General features: G+C 65.9%; 14 protein-coding genes. 7 read left to right on the top strand and 7 right to left on the bottom strand.

All coding sequences use genetic code 11. From position 1 onward, the window contains the following. Both GPT33_RS09215 and GPT33_RS09210 read left to right on the top strand, forming a co-directional pair. Positions 1 to 444, top strand: a 444-nt coding sequence (locus GPT33_RS09215; protein WP_296807746.1) for a lactate utilisation protein LutB domain-containing protein, incomplete at its 5' end; no start/stop codon positions are given. After that, entirely contained in the window at positions 441 to 1,085 is a 645-nt protein-coding gene (locus GPT33_RS09210; protein ID WP_296807744.1) for an LUD domain-containing protein, read from the top strand. The genes GPT33_RS09215 and GPT33_RS09210, both read left to right, overlap by 4 nt. Before the next feature lie 294 nt (positions 1,086 to 1,379). On the opposite strand, the gene GPT33_RS09205 is transcribed toward GPT33_RS09210, so the two are convergent. After that, positions 1,380 to 2,249, bottom strand: a complete 870-nt coding sequence (locus GPT33_RS09205) for a hypothetical protein (RefSeq protein ID WP_296807741.1) — start codon at positions 2,247 to 2,249, stop codon at positions 1,380 to 1,382. A 339-nt stretch (positions 2,250 to 2,588) separates the two neighbouring features. Here GPT33_RS09205 and GPT33_RS09200 point away from each other — a divergent pair, with 339 nt between their 5' ends. The 3 genes from GPT33_RS09200 to GPT33_RS09190 all read left to right on the top strand — a co-directional run bounded on the left by GPT33_RS09200 (position 2,589) and on the right by GPT33_RS09190 (position 10,180). Next, complete coding sequence (locus GPT33_RS09200) at positions 2,589 to 3,167, top strand: SHOCT domain-containing protein (protein ID WP_296807738.1); 579 nt, start codon at positions 2,589 to 2,591, stop codon at positions 3,165 to 3,167. A gap of 274 nt (positions 3,168 to 3,441) precedes the next feature. Next, a complete protein-coding gene (locus GPT33_RS09195) occupies positions 3,442 to 4,599 on the top strand; it encodes a diguanylate cyclase (protein WP_296807736.1) in 1,158 nt (385 codons plus the stop codon). A gap of 277 nt (positions 4,600 to 4,876) precedes the next feature. Beyond that, entirely contained in the window at positions 4,877 to 10,180 is a 5,304-nt protein-coding gene (locus tag GPT33_RS09190) for a RecQ family ATP-dependent DNA helicase (RefSeq protein WP_296807733.1), read from the top strand. A 172-nt stretch (positions 10,181 to 10,352) separates the two neighbouring features. On the opposite strand, the gene GPT33_RS09185 is transcribed toward GPT33_RS09190, so the two are convergent. From GPT33_RS09185 to GPT33_RS09165, 5 genes are read right to left on the bottom strand one after another with little or no spacing between them, the layout of a single operon-like run. After that, entirely contained in the window at positions 10,353 to 11,513 is a 1,161-nt protein-coding gene (locus tag GPT33_RS09185; RefSeq protein ID WP_296807730.1) for a DUF4350 domain-containing protein, read from the bottom strand. 16 nt (positions 11,514 to 11,529) lie between these two features. Beyond that, the gene (locus GPT33_RS09180; protein ID WP_296807727.1) at positions 11,530 to 13,095 is read right to left on the bottom strand and encodes a DUF4129 domain-containing protein; all 1,566 of its coding nucleotides are present in this window, start codon (positions 13,093 to 13,095) and stop codon (positions 11,530 to 11,532) included. Further along, positions 13,085 to 14,071: a stage II sporulation protein M gene (locus GPT33_RS09175; protein ID WP_296807724.1), complete on the bottom strand. Its 987-nt coding sequence runs from the start codon at positions 14,069 to 14,071 to the stop codon at positions 13,085 to 13,087. The genes GPT33_RS09180 and GPT33_RS09175 overlap by 11 nt, the downstream gene beginning before the upstream one ends. Further along, complete coding sequence (locus GPT33_RS09170; protein WP_296807721.1) at positions 14,068 to 14,766, bottom strand: RDD family protein; 699 nt, start codon at positions 14,764 to 14,766, stop codon at positions 14,068 to 14,070. Before GPT33_RS09170 ends, GPT33_RS09175 begins: the two co-directional genes overlap by 4 nt. A 59-nt stretch (positions 14,767 to 14,825) precedes the next feature. After that, positions 14,826 to 15,437, bottom strand: coding sequence for a chorismate pyruvate-lyase family protein (locus GPT33_RS09165; protein ID WP_296807719.1), 612 nt, complete (start codon positions 15,435 to 15,437; stop codon positions 14,826 to 14,828). Positions 15,438 to 15,873: 436 nt separating this feature from the next. Between GPT33_RS09165 and GPT33_RS09160 the strand changes: the two genes are divergently transcribed. Continuing rightward, on the top strand, positions 15,874 to 16,071 hold the full coding sequence (locus GPT33_RS09160) for an alanine-zipper protein (RefSeq protein ID WP_296807716.1): 198 nt from the start codon (positions 15,874 to 15,876) through the stop codon (positions 16,069 to 16,071). Here GPT33_RS09160 and GPT33_RS09155 read toward each other — a convergent pair. Next, positions 16,050 to 17,015 carry a L,D-transpeptidase family protein gene (locus tag GPT33_RS09155; protein WP_296807714.1) on the bottom strand — a complete coding sequence of 322 codons (966 nt, stop codon included), beginning with the start codon at positions 17,013 to 17,015 and terminating at the stop codon, positions 16,050 to 16,052. The two genes, GPT33_RS09160 and GPT33_RS09155, sit on opposite strands and share 22 nt — an antisense overlap. Before the next feature lie 33 nt (positions 17,016 to 17,048). On the opposite strand from GPT33_RS09155, the gene GPT33_RS09150 reads away from it, so the two are divergent. Next, entirely contained in the window at positions 17,049 to 19,097 is a 2,049-nt protein-coding gene (locus GPT33_RS09150; RefSeq protein WP_296807712.1) for an elongation factor G, read from the top strand. Positions 19,098 to 19,377: the final 280 nt, after the last annotated feature.

Here is a 19,377-nt window from a genome sequence, read left to right as displayed (position 1 = left end):
GGCGCGATCGGCGGGCATGCCTACGGCTGGGTCTATCCCGGGCCCATGGGCTCGGTGCTGACACCGTTGATCAAGGGCTTGGACGCCGCCTACGACCTTCCCAACGCCTGCACCCTGAACGGCCGCTGCGCCTCGGTCTGCCCGGTGAAGATCCCGTTGCCGGATCTCCTGCGCCGACTGCGCCACGAGCAGTTCAAGCAGGCGATCACCCCGCGTCGCAAGCGCCAGGCGCTTGGCGCCTGGCGTCTTCTGGCGACCCGACCCAAGCTCTACCATGCGCTGGAGCGGCTGACCGCGCGGGCGCTCGCCGCGATCGGCGGTCGTGCGGGTCGCATCCACCGCCTGCCGGGGGCCGGCGGCTGGACCGAAGGTCGCGACCTCCCCGCCCCGCCGGGCCGAACCTTTTTGGAACGCTGGCAGAACGAGCGCGGAGGGCAGTCATGAACAGCGCACGAGCGGACATCCTGGATGCCGTACGTCGCGCAGCCGGGCGCGAACCGCTCGATGCATCCACCCGCGCAACCCTGGATGCACGCATCGCCACACCGGTCCGGCATCTCCGCCCGGCCTTCAACGAAGACCTGACGGCGCGCTTTATCCGCAAGCTCGAAAGCCGCTCGGGAAGCGTCGCGCGCGTCGCCGGCCGAGCACAGATCCCGGCCGCCGTGGATGCCTTCCGATCGGCACACGGCCTCGCCGCGCGCGCCGCCGTCGGCGCCGGGTTGAAGGACCTCCACTGGCCCGCCGACTGGAGCATCCATCACAACCGCGCCGGTATCGAGGAGACCCTGTCGGTGAGCCCCGCCTTCGCGGCAATCGCCGAGACCGGCACCCTCATGCTCCTCGCCTCGCCCGAGAGCCCGACCACCCACAACTTCGTCCCCGACAACCAGGTCGTGGTTTTGGAGACCACGCGGATCCTCCGGCACTTCGAGGACGGCTGGGCAGTGTTGCGCGAGCGCACGGACGGCATGCCGCGGGCCGTCAACCTCGTCTCGGGCCCTTCGCGTACGGCCGACATCGAGCAGACGATTCAGCTCGGCGCACATGGGCCGCGGCGGTTGCATGTGGTGCTGGTGGACTGACAACCGGGACCTTTACGACCGACGCCAAACGCGAAGCGATCCGTGACGGGGCGACGCCCATCGAGTTGGTTGACGGGGACAAGTTGATCGAGATGTTCGAGGCGCTCGGACTGGGGCTCCGGCCGAAAAAGGACTACGACATCGACCAACCGTTTTTCGAGCAGTACCGATGACCTCGACATCTCGGGGCGGGATCAACGGAGCGATCCGACACCGCCGACGACCAGAAACGACGGGCGCAGGCGGCCGATCGTTTGGGGGTTCCTAAACGCCGAATCCACTCCCAGCCAAACCTCATTCCACGTCTTCGCAACCCCTTCCGACAACGATCTGCTCGATATCCAGATAGTCTCGTAGCTTCTCGATGACCCGGCTCAGCACGGGCAGCAGATCCGGATCCCTCATACGCTCGCGATCGATGGCTTCGCAGCGGCCGAACAGGGCATGGACGAGGTGCTCCTCGGTTTGGACGTGTGCACTGAGATCGTCGAGCAAGCGAGCAACCTCGCTGCGTGTCGGTGAAGCGTCAACGGCAAGAAAAAGGTCGTTCAGGGCATCGAGCAAGGGCGCCGCGTCGACACCGAGCCCCAACTCTGCGGGACTCAAGGTGACCCGCCGCTCGGACACGCGTCCGATCCAAACCCGGAAGCTTTCGCGCTGCAGCGAGTGGTAGAGCGGCGCCTCGCTGATCAAAAACAACAGCAGGTTGCGCGGGTTGGCGTAATAGGGCGCATCGCGCACCAGCCAGCGCCGGTCGCGGATCAGGCGGTGTACCCGGATATGCTCGCGGAAGTCGGCCGCCTGCAATTGGTCCAGGATCAGCACCGTGGACTCGGCCTCGCTCAGCGCACAGGCCTGGCTCACGATGTCGTCGAGCGGGTCGACCGCAGACGCCTTGCGCCCGTACTCGTCGGTGCCCGGCGGCAAGATCACCTCCGGCGTGGGCGGCTCTTCGTCCGAAAAGTCGTGATAGAGGATGTGCGGGGTATCGAGTGCATGAGCGAGCGCGGTCGCGAAGGCAGTCTTACGGCGCTCGCCGTCGCCTTGAATGTTCAACGTGCGGATACGGTTGGGCGCACCCTTCAGCAGACAACGCACCTGAAAGTCGTAGTCGTCGTTGGACTCGAAGCCGTGCTCGGCCATGGATTCGCGCAGTGTGCTCATGCCTTGATGATAGCGCCGACAACACGACGATGCTTGATGTGCGCCGCGCTAGGAACGCTCGCATGGCTAAAGGTCTGGGCGCAGCTCGAACGCGCGGGGCACGGGATCCGAGCGCAGAGAGAGGGCAACAACCCAACGGCCGACGCGGATTTTGCGAAAACACATTACGTGTTATACACTTCGGGCCCGCCAATCGTAACGACGTTTCGGATGAAAAGGTGCGCGACGGCCACGCCGAGATGTCGTCGATCGAGCCCGCGGATGGATTGATACGAATCAGCAGATCGTTGAAGTTCGATAAACGCTTGACCCGACGGATCACATCAAAAAGGAACCTGAATGAAGAAGGTACTCTTTACTCTCTTGTGCCTGGCCCTGATCGGCTGCAGTACGACACAGGTGCAAATGCAGCATAAATCCTATCGCGGAGAAAGAGCCGATAACCCGATCATCGCAATCGGCCAATTTTCGGACTATCGAAAGCATGACGCGAATTGGCTGGGAGCGATTCGCGGTGGTTATGGAAACCCATTGAAAACGCTTGAAACGCCGAAGCCCGTAAAAGATATTGTCCGAGATGCGTTCCAAGACGGACTTAGGCAAAGAGGAATTCTCGCAAGCGCCGATGATGCGAAGTATGTGTTGAGCGTGGATGTCCAGCAATACGATTGCAACCAATACGTGAGAAAAGAATCCCACATCAAGCTCGATATCAAGGTCGTCGACATCAAGAACAATCAACAAGTCTTTTCCGATCGCATCGCCATCGACAATGTCGAAGGTTCGATTCTTTCCATGAAAACGGGGGTCTTCGGCTCGGTGGAGGAACTCAAGAATCTAGCCGAAAAGACCTTGGCCCAAGCGGTCGACGGTGCACTCGACAGCCCCGGTTTTACAAGACTTTACAAAACGCAGTAGACTCCTCGTCATCAAGCCCGGAAAGCGCATTCAGGCACGCTTCTATTCGATGTCGCCGCAGGGGTTGCCTTTTCGCATCTGTGGCCATCGCGTTAGGTGGCGGACGGCGCCAAGGCATGCGTGACACCGCCGCGGTGTCATCCGTGCTTCTGACGTTTTGTCGGCCGGTCTAGTGCGCCAGACTGCCGGGGAGGACGGCGGCAGCTCAAGGGATACGACAGCACGCCGGCAGAGAGGCATCTCGAACCACCGAATCGAGCCGGAGGAGGCCTGATTGGAACCTGCGCACCGTGACCTTGCCGACTCGGAAGAGCGAGCAGTTCTCCTCGCACTGATCGATCAAGCCTATCGACAGCTCCCGATCGCATTGGTGGTGAGCTTGATCAACGCTCTACTCCTCGTCGGCGTTCTTTGGGGAGGTATCGGGAACGCGACTTTGCTCATCTGGTTGAGCTGTCTTGTTTCGGTCACGGCGTTTCGGTTTCTGAATCTGCGCGCATTCTTGGATCCGCAGCGTCGGGCGGGCGTCGAGGCTGCCGTTTGGAGACGCAACTTCATAAAGGGCGCGTGCGCGGCGGGGCTGGTGTGGGGGGGAGCGGGCATCTTTCTGTTTCACCCGAGCTCCCTTCCGCATCAGGTCTTTCTCGCCTTTGTGCTCGGCGGAATGGTCGCGGGAGGGGTACCGCTACTGTCACCTTTGGATCGAGCTTATCCCTGTTTTGCGATCCCCATCGTGCTGCCGATGACACTCAGCATGGTCTTCGTCGGCGACCGAGTGCACTTGATCATGGGGCTGATGATCCTGGTGTTCGGAATCGCCATGCTGTCCTCCTCCGCTCGGGTGAGGGACCTGTTCCGTGATGCCACCGACATGCGGCTGAAGCTCGCGTCCTCGATGGCAGAAGGCTCCGCTCTTCAAGAGATGTTGCGTGTCGACGAACTCACGCGGATCGGCAATCGGCGCCTCTTCGAAGAGCAGCTCGCGAGCGAATGGAAACGGGCCGATCGAGCAGGCAGTACACTTGCGGTCGTCTCGGCCGACGTCGACCATTTCAAGGCCTACAACGACCTCTACGGTCATCCCGCGGGAGACCGCTGCCTGGTCGGTGTCGCACAGGCCATGGCGTCCGCCCTGCAACGAGCGGGAGACGCAGCTGCCCGCATCGGCGGAGAGGAATTCGCCTTCGTTCTCCCGCAGACGAGCTTGCTTGGTGCGGAGCAGGTCGCAGAGCGGATCCGCAGGGCCGTCTGGGACCTGAACCTGCCGCACGCAGCCTCGCCCATCGCCGAGCGGGTGACGGTCAGCTTAGGTGTCGCATCGTCCGACCATGCGTCGGTGGCGTCGCCGGCGGATCTGTTACGTGCCTCGGATGCCGCCCTCTACGAGGCAAAACGCAGAGGGCGGAACCAGGTCGCGACCGTGGCCCCCTGAAGCCGGCATCGCCGCTCTTCTCCAGGCACGACCCGGGAACGCATCGGTATTGGCGCCATCGACGAGGTCGGCGAGCGCAGAGACGGGCCCGCCGCGAGCCACACCGCCGACGGCGGACTGACCCTCGTCCGCAGCAGCACCGCGTCATCGAAACGCGGGGTCACGGACAAGGCGAAACCGGGTCACGGCGAACCAACTGCGGTTGTTCGTCTGATACCTCGACCGCGTTTCGGGTTAATCTGCGAATGATTCAAGGAAGCAGATCCGCACTAGACCCGTGCCCCATGACGCCCCACCGACCGAGCCGCCGCCGTCCGGCATCGATTCGCTCATCGAGCGGTCGCTCCTGCTCGACCTGGAGACCGGGCCGGACGGCGCTATTCACAAGATCGGGGCGATCAGACAGGGGCGCGAATTCCGTCGCCAAGGGAGATTCGATCCAGCGCGTGCACTCGATGACCTCGCACGGTTTACCGGCGATGCGCGCTTCGTCATCGGCCACAATCTGCTGGGGCACGACCTGCCGACATTGCGCGCCCGGGCGCCGAGTCTGGACCTGCTCGGGCGGCGCATCATCGACACGCTCTACCTATCCCCCTTGGCCTTTCCGGCGAACCCCTATCACCGGCTCGTCAAGGACTACAAGCTGGTGCGCGACAGCGTCGCCGACCCGGTTCAGGATTGCCGCCTGGCCGAGCAAGTGCTGCGTGAGCAAGTCGACGAGCTGGCTCGGCGCTGCACGACCGGGATGGCTGACGGAGATGCGGGCGCTGAAACGGGCGTGCCCGGAGACGGCGAGCGCGACCTGATCCGGGTCTTCCAGTTCTGTTTCCGCGGCGCGACCCTGCTGGAGGCCAATACCACCGGCGGCGACGGCCTGGCCGCGGTCTTTCGGCTGCTCTCGGGCGATCTGCCGAGCGTCACCGAGGTGCGCGAGACCCTGCTGGCCCGCTGGCAGGGTCGCGCTTGCTCGAGCGTCGCCCCACGCCTGATCCTGGATCATCTGGCGAACCCCGACCGCCGCCCGATCCTCGCCTACGCCGCGGCTTGGCTTCAGGTGGCCGGCGGCACCTCGGTGCTGCCGCCTTGGGTGCGGCATCGCTTTCCGGCGACGGTGACGCTGCTCAAGGCCCTGCGGGACACCCCCTGCGAGGATCCAAGCTGTGCCTGGTGCCGGGATGTCAACGACCCGCGGGCGCAGCTCGCGCGCTGGTTCGGCTTCGAGACCTTCCGCGCCGAGCCGCAGGCGCAGGACGGCGGGAGCCTGCAGCAGATCGTCGTCAGCGACGGCATCGCGGATCGCTCGTTGCTCGCGATACTGCCGACCGGCGGCGGCAAATCGCTTTGCTTTCAGTTGCCGGCCCTGGTGCGCGCGCATCGGCGCGGCACCCTGAGCGTCGTCGTCTCGCCCCTGCAGGCCCTGATGAAGGACCAGGTGGACAACCTGGTGAAGAAGACGGGTGCAACCGGAGCGGCGGCCATCTACGGCCTCTTGACCCCACCGGAGCGCGGCGACGTGATGGAGCGTGTGCGCCTCGGCGACATCGCCTTGCTTTACATCTCCCCGGAGCAGCTGCGCAACCGCTCGGTGGCAGACATGCTGGCCAGCCGCGAGATCGGCTGCTGGATCTTCGACGAGGCCCACTGTTTGTCGAAATGGGGCCACGACTTCCGCCCCGACTATCTCTATGCCGGACGGTTCATCCGCACCCTGGCCGAGCGCCAAGGCGTGCCGGTCCCGCCCGTGGCATGCTTCACGGCCACCGCCAAGCGCGATGTGAAGGCCGAGATCCTGGCCTATTTTCACGAGGAGCTGGGTCTCGATCTAGTCGACTACGCAGGCGGGGTCGAGCGAGACAATCTGGAATTCGAGGTCCAGGTCGTCGGCAAGCACGAGAAGGACGCCCGGATCCACGCCATCCTGACCGATCACCTCGGCGCGCCGAGATCGAGCGAGGACCCGGACCCGACCGGCGGCGCGGCGGTGGTCTACGCCTCGACGCGCAAAGGCACCGAGGCCCTGGCCGAGCGCTTGGGCCGTCAAGGGTGGGCGGTCGAGGCCTTCCACGCCGGCATTTCTGCGCCGGAGAAGAAGCGCATCCAGGAATCCTTCGTGACCGGCGAGCTGCAGGTGATCTGCGCCACCAATGCCTTCGGGATGGGCGTAGACAAGGAGGACGTGCGCCTGGTCGTGCATGCCGACATCCCGGGCTCGCTCGAGAGCTACATCCAGGAGGCCGGGCGAGCCGGGCGCGATCGCAAGCCCGCGGCCTGCGTCCTGCTCTACGACGAGCAGGACATCGAGTCGCAGTTTCGCATGGAGTCACTCTCCGAGCTGTCGCGCCGCGACATCGCCGAGATCCTGCGCGGTGTGCGTCGGGCCAAGCGCGACCGCGAGGGCGTCGTGGTCGTCACCAGCGGCGAGCTGTTGCGCGACGAGGACCTCAGGCTGGGTTTCGATCCCGACGCCACGGACGCCGACACCCGGGTGCGCATCGCCATTGCCTGGCTGGAGCGTGCCGGGCTGGTCGAGCGCAACGAGAACCGCACCTTCGTTTTCCAGGGCCGCCCCGCGGTGGCGAGCCTGGAGGAGGCCGAGCGCAAGATCCGCGGGCTGGGCCTCTCCGCCGCTCAGGGCCAACGCTGGCTGGCGATCCTCGAGGCGATGCTCAACACCGACCCGGACGACGCCTTCAGCGCCGACGAGCTGGCACGCCTGCCGGCCTTCGTCCGCGCCGCAGAGAGTCAGGCCGCAACGCCCGATCCGGTTCCGTCCTGGGATCGCGGCGACACCCCGGCGCAGCGTGTCCTGCGGACCCTGCACGACATGGCCGGCGCCGGCCTCTTGCGCGACGGCCCGCAGCTCACCGCCTTCGTCAGTCACAAGGTGAAGAACCATTCGGCCTTGACCCTCACACGTGTGGCGCGCCTGGAGCGGGCCATGTTGGAGACCTTGCGCGAGCAGGACCCGGACGCCCAGACCGGTGTTTGGCTATCGCTCTCGCTGCGCCGTCTCAACCAACATCTGCTCGATCAGGGCCACGACAGCAACCCCGAGACCCTGCGCACCCTGCTCAAGGGCCTGACCCTGGACGGTCGCGGTCTGGCCGGCGCCCGCGGCAGCCTGGATCTGCGCCAGACCGACCGCGACCACTACCGCCTGCGTCTGCATCGCGATTGGCCGACCCTTCACCGCACCGCCGAGCGTCGCCGCGCCGTGGCCGGTCGCATCCTCAAGGCGCTCTTGGCCAAGCTCCCGGACGATGCCCCCGCCAACGGCGCCTTGTTGGTGGCGTTCGGCACGGAGGAGCTGACCGGCGCGCTGCGCGGCGATCTGGCCCTCGCCGCCGAGGTGCGTGACCCGCTGGCGGCTGTGCATCGTGGCCTGCTGTTCCTGCACGAGCACGGCGCCATCACCCTGCAGAACGGATTCGCGGTGTTCCGCTCGGCCATGACCCTGCGTCTACTCCCGCAGGCGAAGGGGCGACGCTACAGCGAGGCCCAGTATCAGCCACTCGCACAGCACTATCGCGAGCGGGTGTTCCAGATCCATGTCATGAACGAGTACGCCCGCCTGGGTGCGGAGAAGATCCGTCAGGCCCTGAACCTGGTCACCGGCTACTTCACGCTCGGCAAGGAGGCCTTCGTGAAACGCTGGCTCGCCGACCGCCGCGAGCAGCTCCTGCGCGCGACCACCGCCGAGTCCTTTCGCCGCATCGTCGAGGATCTGGGCAACCCCGAGCAAATCGAGATCGTCGCCGCCCCCGAGGACGGCAACCGTCTGGTGCTGGCCGGGCCCGGCTCGGGCAAGACCCGCGTCATCGTCCACCGCTGCGCCTATCTGCTGCGGGTGCTGCGGGTGCCGGCGCACCGCATCCTAGTGCTTTGCTTCAACCGCGGCGCCGCGCTCGAGCTGCGCCGCCGGCTCGCGGAGCTGGTCGGGGACGACGCCCGCGGCGTCACGGTGCAGACCTACCACGGCTTTGCGATGCGCCTGACGGGGCGCTCCTACGCCGAGCGTCTCGCCGCCGCGACCGATGCCACGCCCGACTTCGACGGCCTCATCGGCGAGGCCGTGGACCTGCTCGAGGGCCGCGTGGACCTGCCCGGCATCGAGCCCGACACGGCGCGCGAGCGTCTGCTGGCAGGCTATCGGCACATCCTGGTCGACGAGTATCAGGATATCGATGCCGATCAGTACCGTTTGGTGGCGGCCATCGCCGGGCGGGCCCAAGACGAGGACAAGCTGACCCTGCTCGCGGTGGGGGACGACGATCAGAGCATCTACGCCTTCCGCGGTGCGAACGTCGCGTGCATCCGTCGCTTCAAAGCGGACTACGCCGCCGAGCTGCATCACCTGGTCGAGAACTATCGCTCGACCGGGCACATCGTCGCCGCCGCGAATGCCTTGATCGCGCACAATCGCGAACGGATGAAGCGCGACCACCCGATCCGGGTCGACCGGCGTCGCGCCACTCGGCCCGCCGGCGGGCGTTGGCAGGATCTCGACGGCCATGCGAAGGGGCGGGTGCTGGTGCTCCGGGCGGCCGATCCGGCGTGCCAGGCTGCCGCGCTGGTCGCACGCATCGAGGAGCTTCGGCGCCTCGGCGGTCAGGACTGGGCCGAATTCGCGGTGCTCGCCCGCCGCCATACGATCCTGGAGCCGGTCCGCGCCCTTTGCGAAGACCGAGGCATCCCGGTCGACTGGCCCGGCGAGCTGCCTCCCCTGCACCGGGTGCGCGAGATCGACGCCTTCCTGAGCAGGCTTGTGCAACACGGGCGCGAGGCTCTGAGCGCCCGGGCACTGCCGGCGTGGCTGCCTGAGCGTCCGAGCCCTTGGCGATCCCTGCTGCAATGTTTGATCGAGGATTGGCAGGCCGAGGCCGGCACCACCGAGGTCCCCGCCGTGGAGATCGCCGAATTCTGCTGGGAGACCCTCGCCGAGCAACGCCGGGAGCGCCGGCTCGGCGAGGGTCTGCTGCTTGCCACGCTGCACGGCGCCAAGGGGCTGGAGTTTCCCCATGTCCTCATCGCCGACGGTGCATGGGACACGCATCCGCAGAACGAGGAGGAGCGCCGCCTCTTCTACGTCGGCATGACACGAGCGAAGGAGACCCTCACGCTGATGACGATCGCGGGCAGCCGACACCCTTACCTGCCCGAGATCGACGGCGATTGGCTGATCAAGGCCGAGCCGGTCGTGGAATCACCCCCGGTCGAGGTCATCAGGCGCCGCTACACGCGCCTGACACCGGCGGACCTGGATCTCGGCTATGCCGGGCGGATGACCCCGGATGCGACGATCCACCGTCATCTGGCCGCACTCGGCCCGGGCGACGACCTGCGTTGGGTGCAGGTCGGACAGGACCTATTTCTGCTCGACCAAGCGGGCCATCGCATCGCCCGCCTGTCAAAACGCGCGGCGGCCCGTTGGCTGCCCGACTTCGAACGCATCGAGCGGATCCGCGTCGATGCCCTGATCCGCCGCGATAGTCGACAGAACACGCCCGAGCATTCACAGCAATGCCGCTCGGAGCGATGGGAGGTGCCGCTGGTCGAGATCCGCTGGCGCGGGTCTTGATGCCCGAGCATAGATTTTGGAACCGGTAGGGTCGACTTAGGTGATTGCCCTGACATCCCGTAACCCTACGTTGTGCTGACGCCAGGAAGCACAACTTCCCAGGCGGTTGGTTGTGCCTCGCACGGCTCGGCACAACGGCCGGCGCGTGTCCATACCCTACGGCGCTTGCCCTCTACCGAATCGACGCCTTGCGCCACAGACGCTGCAGCAGGGCGCTCTGCAGCATGAAGGCATCGGCGCCTTCCGCATGGACATGGAGCGCCCGAACGACGGCATCCGGGTCCTCGTCCGACACCAGCGCGATCGCGTGAGCCAGCGCTGCGTCGTCGAGCCCGCCGAGGTCCGGACGGCGCCGTCGCCAGAGCTCGAGGACCCGTCGGCGTGTGGGCCTGATCAGATGGTCGGCCTGGCCGTGTCGCCAGAGAAAATCGCCGCTCGCGTCCAAATGTTCGAGGAGGTCACGACGATCACGGTTCGGCACCGACTGGAGCGGTCCGAGCCGAGCGCCCGCCGACCAGGCCCAGACGAGCAGACACAAGGCGCCGGAGACCAGCGCGTAGGGCGCGGCGGACCAGAGCAAGGCCCCGATCCAGGGCATCTCGCGGTCGTAGAGCAGCCAGACGGTGCCGCCGGGTTCGGGGGTGACGAGGTTCGTTGTAAAGAACGCGTGGTCGTGTTCGCCGATCGCCGCGTTGGTCATGAAGCGATCGTCGGCGAGCACCGTGAATGATCCGTCTCCCACGGGCAGTTGCACCAAGCGCAGGCGATCGCCCGCGATGATCGCCATTTCGGGCTCCGGCTCGGCCGTCGTCACTAGAGAGCGTTCCGCCGCGAAGGCCACTCGGAGCGGGCGCCCCGGAGCCTCGACCGGAATCTCGGCAAAGACCTCTGTTTGGCCATCGGCCGCGGGCCGATCCGCATCCTCGGTGATCAGGCGAATACCGTACGCGGCAACAAGGTCAGCCTCCGCCGCGGCCCCCGTATCCGACGTGCCCGCCGTGACCACCAAGCGCCCGCCGTCGGTCATCCATTGCTCGAGCGCCCGACGGCGCTCGGGCGCGAGAGACCCCGGATGACGAACGACCAGCGTGTCGGTCGGGGGCGGGAGCCGGCGCAAGCGTTCGCGTCCGCTTTCGCTCGATACCGGGATCTCCGAACGCGCCAGGAAACGCTCCGCCGCGAGAAAGGGGTTGCGCCTGGCCTCCTGCGAGGGACCGACCTCGATCTCCAGGGTCCGACGCTCGAGCTGACTCAGGACGGCGCCGATCAAGGCGACGACGACCAGGATCAGCCCGGCGACCACCAGCCGGAGGACGCGACGCTCAGGCGTCATAGGACGCTCCCGGATCTCATGTCGGCCCGGTCGGCCCGGTCGGCCCGGTCGGCCCGGTCGGCCCGGTCGGCAAATCCCGAGCACGACACCAGTCGTCGAGCAACGCCATCAGCTCGGCGCCGGGGGGCTGCCGATGCGCGTAGGCGACGCGGCTCCAAGTTTGGGTCAAGCGGGCCATGACGCCGACCCGCGGGGCCGCCAGGGTAAGCGCCGCCAAGGCGAGACAATCGCCCTCGGTCGCACCCCTCGGGATCGCGACACCCTGCCGAGCAAGCTCGACGAGGCTTGCGCGGTACAACAATGCAAGGGCCGCGCGATGCTCGTCCTTGTCGATCAAGCGGCGGACGCTCGCCGGGATGTCGTCGGGAAACGGCTCGGCGCCGAGACCCTCGAGTAGGACCGGTGGTCCGTCTCCTTGGTCTCGCGATCCGGGTCTCGATCTGGGCCATCGAGGCCGATTGCGCGCCACCCCTTGAATCACCTTGAGCGTTAGCCAAACGAGTCCTGCAAACGCCAGGGCAAGCAACGACCACTTGAGGATCTCGGCGAGCCTCACCGCCAGTGCGCCGAAGTCGCTCGGCCAGGTCCAGCCATCGATGGGCTCGGCGGGGTCGCGCTCGACCGGCAGCCAGAGCGTCACCTCCTGCGTGCTCCCGAAGTCCTCGTCCGCAAGGATCTCCCGGATAAGGACCTGTGCCTCGCCCCGATCAAGAACCGTATCGAGAACGGCTGCGAGAGGCGGATCGCGCGGTGCGAACGCCTCCGCGGAAGGACTCGGCAAGGACAACACCAGGCCGACGGCCAAGAGACCGGCCACGGTCAGACTCGTGGCCCCGCGGGTTGCCGCATCCTGCTCGTCGCGGGCGCGGCGAAACGCAAGCTCCAGATCCCACGCCTCCAGCTCGGTGCGACGGGTCAGATAGAGACTGAAGCCGGCGCAGACGTAAAAGGGCGCGATCACCGAGAAGGCGAGCAGATAGACCACAGCGCTGATCCAATAGACCGGGGAATCGGACTGCGTGACCGCGGCGGTCAGATCGAGACGGGGCAGCTCCTCGGGGACCAGGAAGACCAGGCCGAGCAGCACGCCGCCCCAGAGGATGGCCTCGAAGTGATAGCAGATCAAGGTCAGCCAGGTCGGCGCGCCGATGCCGTCGCTCAAGACCGCGCGACGGCGCCGAGCCGACGCGCCGCTCAAACCCTCCAGGAGCGTGACCGGCAGCAGGAAGGATCGGCGCAGTCCGAGGCGCCGCCACAGGAGCAGGGGCAGGATGTGTCGCGTCAAGGCGCCTCGGATGATGCCGACACGCTCGGCAGGTTCCGGACGCTCGCCGAGCAGGGCACGGCCCGCCCAGAACTGCAGCGGTGCCTCGAACAGTGGCTTGCACCACCAAACGGCGACCAACCAGAGGTCCGGCCGACCGCCGGTCAGCACCGCCAGAAGCAGGGCGACCGGCAGCGCGGTGATCCACCAGAGGATCCAGAGCGACACGAACCACTCTCGCCCCAGCGCAAAGCCCAGATCCACCCCCTCCCAGGGACGGCGCGGACGCAGACGCGCGCCGATAGCGTCAAGGCGCATCGTCGCCCGCTCGTCCGGCCAGCGTGAGATAGATCGCGACCAGGACCCACCCGAGGACACCGACGCTGTATTTCAGCGCCGAAGGCGCAGGGCCTGCCGACCAGAACGCCTCGATGACCGCGGCAAAGACCAGCAGAACCGCCGCACCGCCGACGAGGATCACGGCATCGCGTGCGTTCGCTCGGAGTGCGGCGAGTCGGCTGCGCTGGCCGGGGGCCAAGAGTGCCTGGCCGAGCAGCAATCCTGCCGCGCCGCAGATGGCGATCGCGGTCAGCTCGTAAGGTCCGTGACCGCTGACGAAGGGCCAGAAGGTGGCGCCGTAATCCAAACGGGTCAGGTGTCCGGCGACGGCTCCGATGGACAAACCGTTCACAAGCAGGATCACCAGACTACCGAGACCCAGGATCAACCCGCCGGCGAAGGTGCGAAAACCGATCCCGACGTTGTTCATGACATAGAAGCCGAACATGGCCACATCCGTATCCGCCTGCCGCTCGCCGGCGCGTCCCGGCGTTTGCCGAGCGGGGTCGTAGAGCGACTCGAGTTCCGCGACCTGCTCGGCATCGAGCAGGCTGTAGACAAGATCCGCATCCTGATGAACGGCGATCCCCATACCGATCATCGGCAGAAAAAACAGTGCCGCCGCGATCCAGACGACCGCTGAATGCCGACGCAGGGTCCGGGGAAACCGCCTCGCCATGAAATCGAGCACGGAGCGCAACGGGGCCGATCGTCGCCGATAGAGCTGGCGGTGACCCCGCCGCACCAGCACCTCGAGCTCGGCGATCAACCCCGGGCTGTAGCGCCGACTGCGCGCCAGCGCGTAGTCGCTGCACAAGCGTCGATGCAAGTGCGGAAAGGTCGTGAAGGTCGGGACATGTGCGCGCCGCTGCCGCGAGTTCTCGAGTGCGTCGAGCATCGCGCGGTAGTTCGTCCAGATCGGCGACGCGGCGGCCTCGAAGGCGTCCTGTTTCATCCGCGACCGTCCGGCGCCCCGCGGGCGAGCCATGCGGCCCAGGCGTTGACCTGCGCGACGGCGGCCTCGCCCTGCCGGCCGACGCCGCCCGCGAGGATCTCTGCCAGCTCGATCCGGCGTGCATCGGAAACGGCATGACCGCGCTCGGCGAAAGCCAGGATCGCCTGTTGTGCCTCGAACGGCAGACCGGCGGGCGGGGGTTGCGGGGCGACCCGCGAGATGGTCGGTTTCGCCGGCGGTGCATCGGCATAGACCACCAGGGTGCCGGCGGCCAGATCGCCGAGACGGCGGAAATCGCGATCCACCAGCATACTGACGAGCCCGACGCCGTAGAGGATCGGGAGGAAGTCCACGGTACGAAGCAGATTGCGGATCAGGGATGAGGCCACACGCACGGGTGTCCCGTCGTCATGCACCACCATCAGGCCCATGATCCGCTTACCTGGTGTGGCGCCGCTGCGCACCTCGAAGACCACGGGATAGAGCCATTCAAGCCCGAAAAGGGCCAGGAGGATCAGCCCGGTGCCGAAACCGGAAAAGGCTGCAAGCGGCAGAACGACGAGTAGGAGTGCTAAGCGGACGACGACATCCAGCAGGTAGGCGATGGCGCGCGGAGCCGGACCGGCGACCCGCAGCGCAAGATCGACGCCTTCCGGGGTCTCGTGCAGCCGAACGGTATCGATGGGGAGCGGCATGATCCGTTCGGTAGGAGGGGTGCGGGGTGAGGGGCGAGGACCGCGACGATGGGGCCCGGTCAGGCGACGGCCGGCTCCCCGGCATAGAGCGCGACGGGAAAACACTCCGTAATCAGAATCACCGGACGCCTCTCGATGATGATGCGATAGGTTCGGCAAACGGCGCGGCGACCCTCGGAGCTCACTTCCATGCCGACATCCAAGACCTCGCGATAACTTTCCAAACCACTGTCTCGAATCAGCACGCCGATGCCGATCTCGCGATCGATCAGGCGCTGGCGAAAGCCGGACGGGATCAACTCGGTGCGAATCAGCGAAAACGCCTCGGCAAAACTCCGTCCCGAATCCGTCCCGCGCAACCGCGCATCGCGGATCAGACAGCGATCGCCGGGCATGACCTCGATCGCAGGAACGGACTCCTCCGCCGTCTCGAAACGCTGCTCTAGCGTATCGACCGTGACGGGCTCCCAAAAATAAGCCTCCAGAATCTTGGTGACGGTCCCGTCCGTGACCAGAAGCGCACGCAGAAACGGCGGAAGCGTCTTCAGCGACACCGGATCCCCGGGAGGTGCGGCGATGACGCCGTCACGGACGAATCCGTCGCAGCGGAAGGATGCCTGCGCGGACCGCGTTTCCGGTTCTTGACCTGAACAACCGTAGTAACGCCGCATCTGCATCTCCTTCGGGCCGACAAGGGGGGGTCGCCGACGGATCGTCGGAATCGTCGACCGGGCGCGATTCTGCCCCACAAGAGTGCGTTGTTCCAGCTCCGAGGCCCCGCGATTCGCCATCTCGATACGCGAATCATGGTTTGCGTGCAGTTCGACAGACGCTGTCGACGCGCCGCGGAAAAAAAATAGCCTACACCGTCGTTGCGGACTTGATACGTGGCTAAATTTGCCTCAATCTCTACGGTGATCCGCGTCTGTCGGCGGCGTCTCCCACCGTTTAGAGTGGGGCAAAAGCAACAAATGCGCGATCAGTGGCCTGCCTCCGGCCCAGCCCTCCCGGCGCGCCCGGACGGGAATAGGCCCGAGGTTCGGAAAAACCCGCGGTGATGTGTTATATACATAGGGCCTAGTGGCCTACTTCAGGAGATTTAAAACGATGACCAAGATTGTCAAGCTCGCTTCCCTGTCCGCTATTGCCGTTCTCGGCGTTTCCTTGCTGGGCGGTTGCACCACCGACCAGACCGCTCGCGACATGGCTCAGCAGGCCATGGACACTGCCAACAGTGCCCAGGCTTGCTGCAACGCCAACACCGAGCGTCTTGACCGCATGTATCAGAAGATCATGGGCAAGTAAGACCCTTCCGAGGGACTGCGCCGGCTTCCCACGAGCTGTGGGATGCCGGTGTCTTCTTTAACCGCCCGCTCCACCGCCTCCCAGTCGATCGTCACGCCTTCGGTATCCTTCACCCACTGCGGGATCACGTCTCTAGCGCTGCGCCGCACGCTTTTCTCGCCGGTCTGAACCTCCAGGTAGAGCTCGTCTCCGCGCCAACCGACCTTATAGGGTTGGTCGATAATGTTCACCGGCGTCGTAATGTCGGTTAAACCATATAATTCTTCGATACCTTCAGGGTACATCCGAATGCAGCCGCCGCTCACCTCCATCCCGAGCCCCCACGGCTGGCTAGTCCCGTGGATCAGGTAATCGGGACGGCTCAAACGCATGGCATACTTGCCCAACGGGTTATCGGGGCCGGGCGGCACCACCGCCGGCAGGATGTCGCCGTAGGCGGCGTGAGCAGCCCGAACGTTCGGCCCGGGCGTCCAGGTCGGGTCCTTGCGCTTTTCGATGACCGTGAAGTTGCCGAGCGGCGTGCCCATTGCGTCCTTGCCGACGCTGATGGCGTATATGCGTACTTCATTGGGGTCGTTCGGCGGGAAATAGTAGAGGCGCTTTTCGGCGCGATTGATCACGATGCCGGTCCGCGGGGCATCCGGAAGCACGTAGAAGGCCGGAACCATCACGGGCGTGCCTTCGCCGGGCACCCAGATGTCGACATCGGGGTTGGCTTGACGCATGTCGTCGAACCCCAAACCGTTCTGGCGCGCAACATCCAGCAAGGTATCCTGGGCACGCGCCTTGAAGTAGAAGGGAACCCCCACGACGGAATCGTTTGGATTCTCGAGACGGAAGGTCTCGGCCCCGGCACCGTCGATGACCCCGACGCCCAACAGAGACGCGCAGACCGCCGCGGCGATCCACGCGCTTTTGCGTCGGCCAAGATCAAAATCGCTCATAGACTCTCTCGCTTCTGTATCGGTTGAAATCGGATGAAGAAATTGTCGCGATTGTCTCACGTCCGCAACATCGGCGTCGCCGCCCACGTCGACGCGGGCAAGACCACGCTGACCGAGCGAATCCTTTTCTACACCGGGGCCTCCTACAAGATCGGCGAAGTCCACGACGGCGCTGCCCATATGGACTACATGGCCGAGGAGCAGCAGCACGGCATCACCATCACCGCCGCCGTGACCAAGGCTCCCTGGCGGGAGCACCTGCTGCAGGTCGTCGACACGCCCGGACATGTCGATTTTACGATCGAGGTGGAGCGCGCCATGCGCGTCCTCGACGGCTGCATCCTGGTGCTCGACGGGGTGCGGGGCGTGGAACCTCAGACCGAGACGGTCTGGCGTCAACGCACGCGATTCAATCTGCCCGCCATCTTCTTCGTCAACAAAATGGATCGCCCCGGGGCGGACTACCGGAGGGCGCTCGACGCGGTCAGGCGTCGCCTGAAGATCGAGCCCGTCGCCATCACCTTTCCGCTCCCGGACGAGCTCGCGGTCGTGGATTTGATCGAGCGAAAGCGAATTGGTTTCCTCGGCGAGCAGGGAGATGCGCTTGTCATCGAACCGTGCCCGGACGCGCTCTGGGCCGCAGTCGCTGATCTGCGCGAGTCACTCTACCTGGCTGCCGCGGAGATGGACGACGGCCTGGCCGATTGCGTCCTGGCGGGCGAGGAGCCTTCGCCCGAGGCACTGCGCGCCGCAATCCGACGCGGCACGTTGGCGGGCCGCTTCTGCCCCTGCTACGGCGGAAGTGCGCTCCGCAATCTCGGGGTTCAACCGCTGCTCGACGGGGTGGTCGATTTCCTTCCCGCGCCGCTGGACCGACCCTCGGCGCATGCCGCGCTACCGGACGGAACCGGCGTCGAGATTGCCATGGGCACCGAGGGTCCACTGGCGGCCCTCGCCTTCAAGGTCCAACTTTGGGACGGGCGCCGCCATGTCTTCGCGCGGATCTATCGCGGCACCTTGTCGCCGGGCGACACGGTGGAGGTGCCGACCCCGACCGGCGCGGCTCGACGCGAGCAGGTTGCACGCCTCTTCGACGTCGATGCCGGCAAGAAGACCCGCATCGATCGCGCCGAAGCCGGCGAAATCGTCCTCTTGGCCGGTCTGCGCCACGCCTCGACAGGCGATACGCTGTGCGCCCCGGGCCACCTGCTCAGCCTCGAACGGATCGAGACCCGCGCCCCGGTGCTGGGGTTGGCGATCGAGCCAGCCGCCGGCACGGATGAAGAAAAGCTGCTCGAGGTTTTGGACAAGGTCCAGCAGGAGGATCCGACCCTGCGCGTCGAAGAAGATCCCGAGACCGGCCAGCGACTGCTGCGCGGTATGGGGGAGCTCCACCTTCAGATCGTGATCGAGCGCATCGAGCGCGAGTTCGGCGTGCGGATCCGCAGCGGACGACCTGCGGTCGCCGTGCGCGAGACCATTCGCCGGCCGGCGTCGGCGGATGCGGTGTTCGCGCCGCCGCCGACGCCCGATCCGCGCCAGCAGGATCTCATGGCGCGCGTCGCACTCGCGGTCGAACCACTCCCGCGTGGAACCGGGGAGCGGATCGAATGGGCCGCACGTACAATTCCGGAAGGGACGGAGCCGAGCACCGCGCAACGCGAGGCGATCGAGCAGTCGCTGAGATCAACCCTGGCGGCAGGACCTTTGCTCGCAGCCCAAGTCCAAGACATCATGGTGCGGATTACGGAGGTCGAGCTTTTCGGCGCGGCATCCACCCCAGAGGCGCTCGGGGCAGCGGCATCCAAGGCATTGCGCCAAGCGCTCGAACGCGCAGAGCCGGCAGCGATGCATCCGATCATGCGGGTCGAGGTCGTCATCCCGGAGCCGAGCCTCGGCACCGTCTTGGGCGATCTGCAGGCCCGACGCGCCCTGATCCAGGGCACCGAGTCCGTCGGCGAGGACGTGGCGATCCGCGCGGAGGCCGCCCTCGAACCCCTGCTCGGCTATGCCACGGCGCTGCGCAGCCTCACTCAGGGGCGGGGGCAGTTCAGCATGGAGTTCGACCGGTTCGACGTCTAAACCGCGCTCGACGCGACATGCGATGTTGCGGGGTCGCTACGGCCTTGGCGGGCACACGGGGACTTGGCGGGCGCGGTTTAGGAGAAAAAAGCGAAAGAGAGTTTTATCGATCGGACCCCCACAGGGACGCTGCGGATGGGCTAAACCGCGTCCAGAGTGAGATGCTCAGTTTCGAGGAAGCTCGACGTTTGGTGCGTCCACGATCCTTAGCGGGGACTCGCTTTAAAATAATCTATTTTTGAATGTCTTAAACCGCGCCAGCTCCGACAGTCGTCGGGGC

Origin of the sequence: Thiocapsa sp. (assembly GCF_011390875.1) — a bacterium.
Classification (GTDB): domain Bacteria; phylum Pseudomonadota; class Gammaproteobacteria; order Chromatiales; family Chromatiaceae; genus Thiocapsa.
Note: the sequence above shows the minus strand (reverse complement) of the source record. Positions and strands in the feature narration are given on the sequence as shown.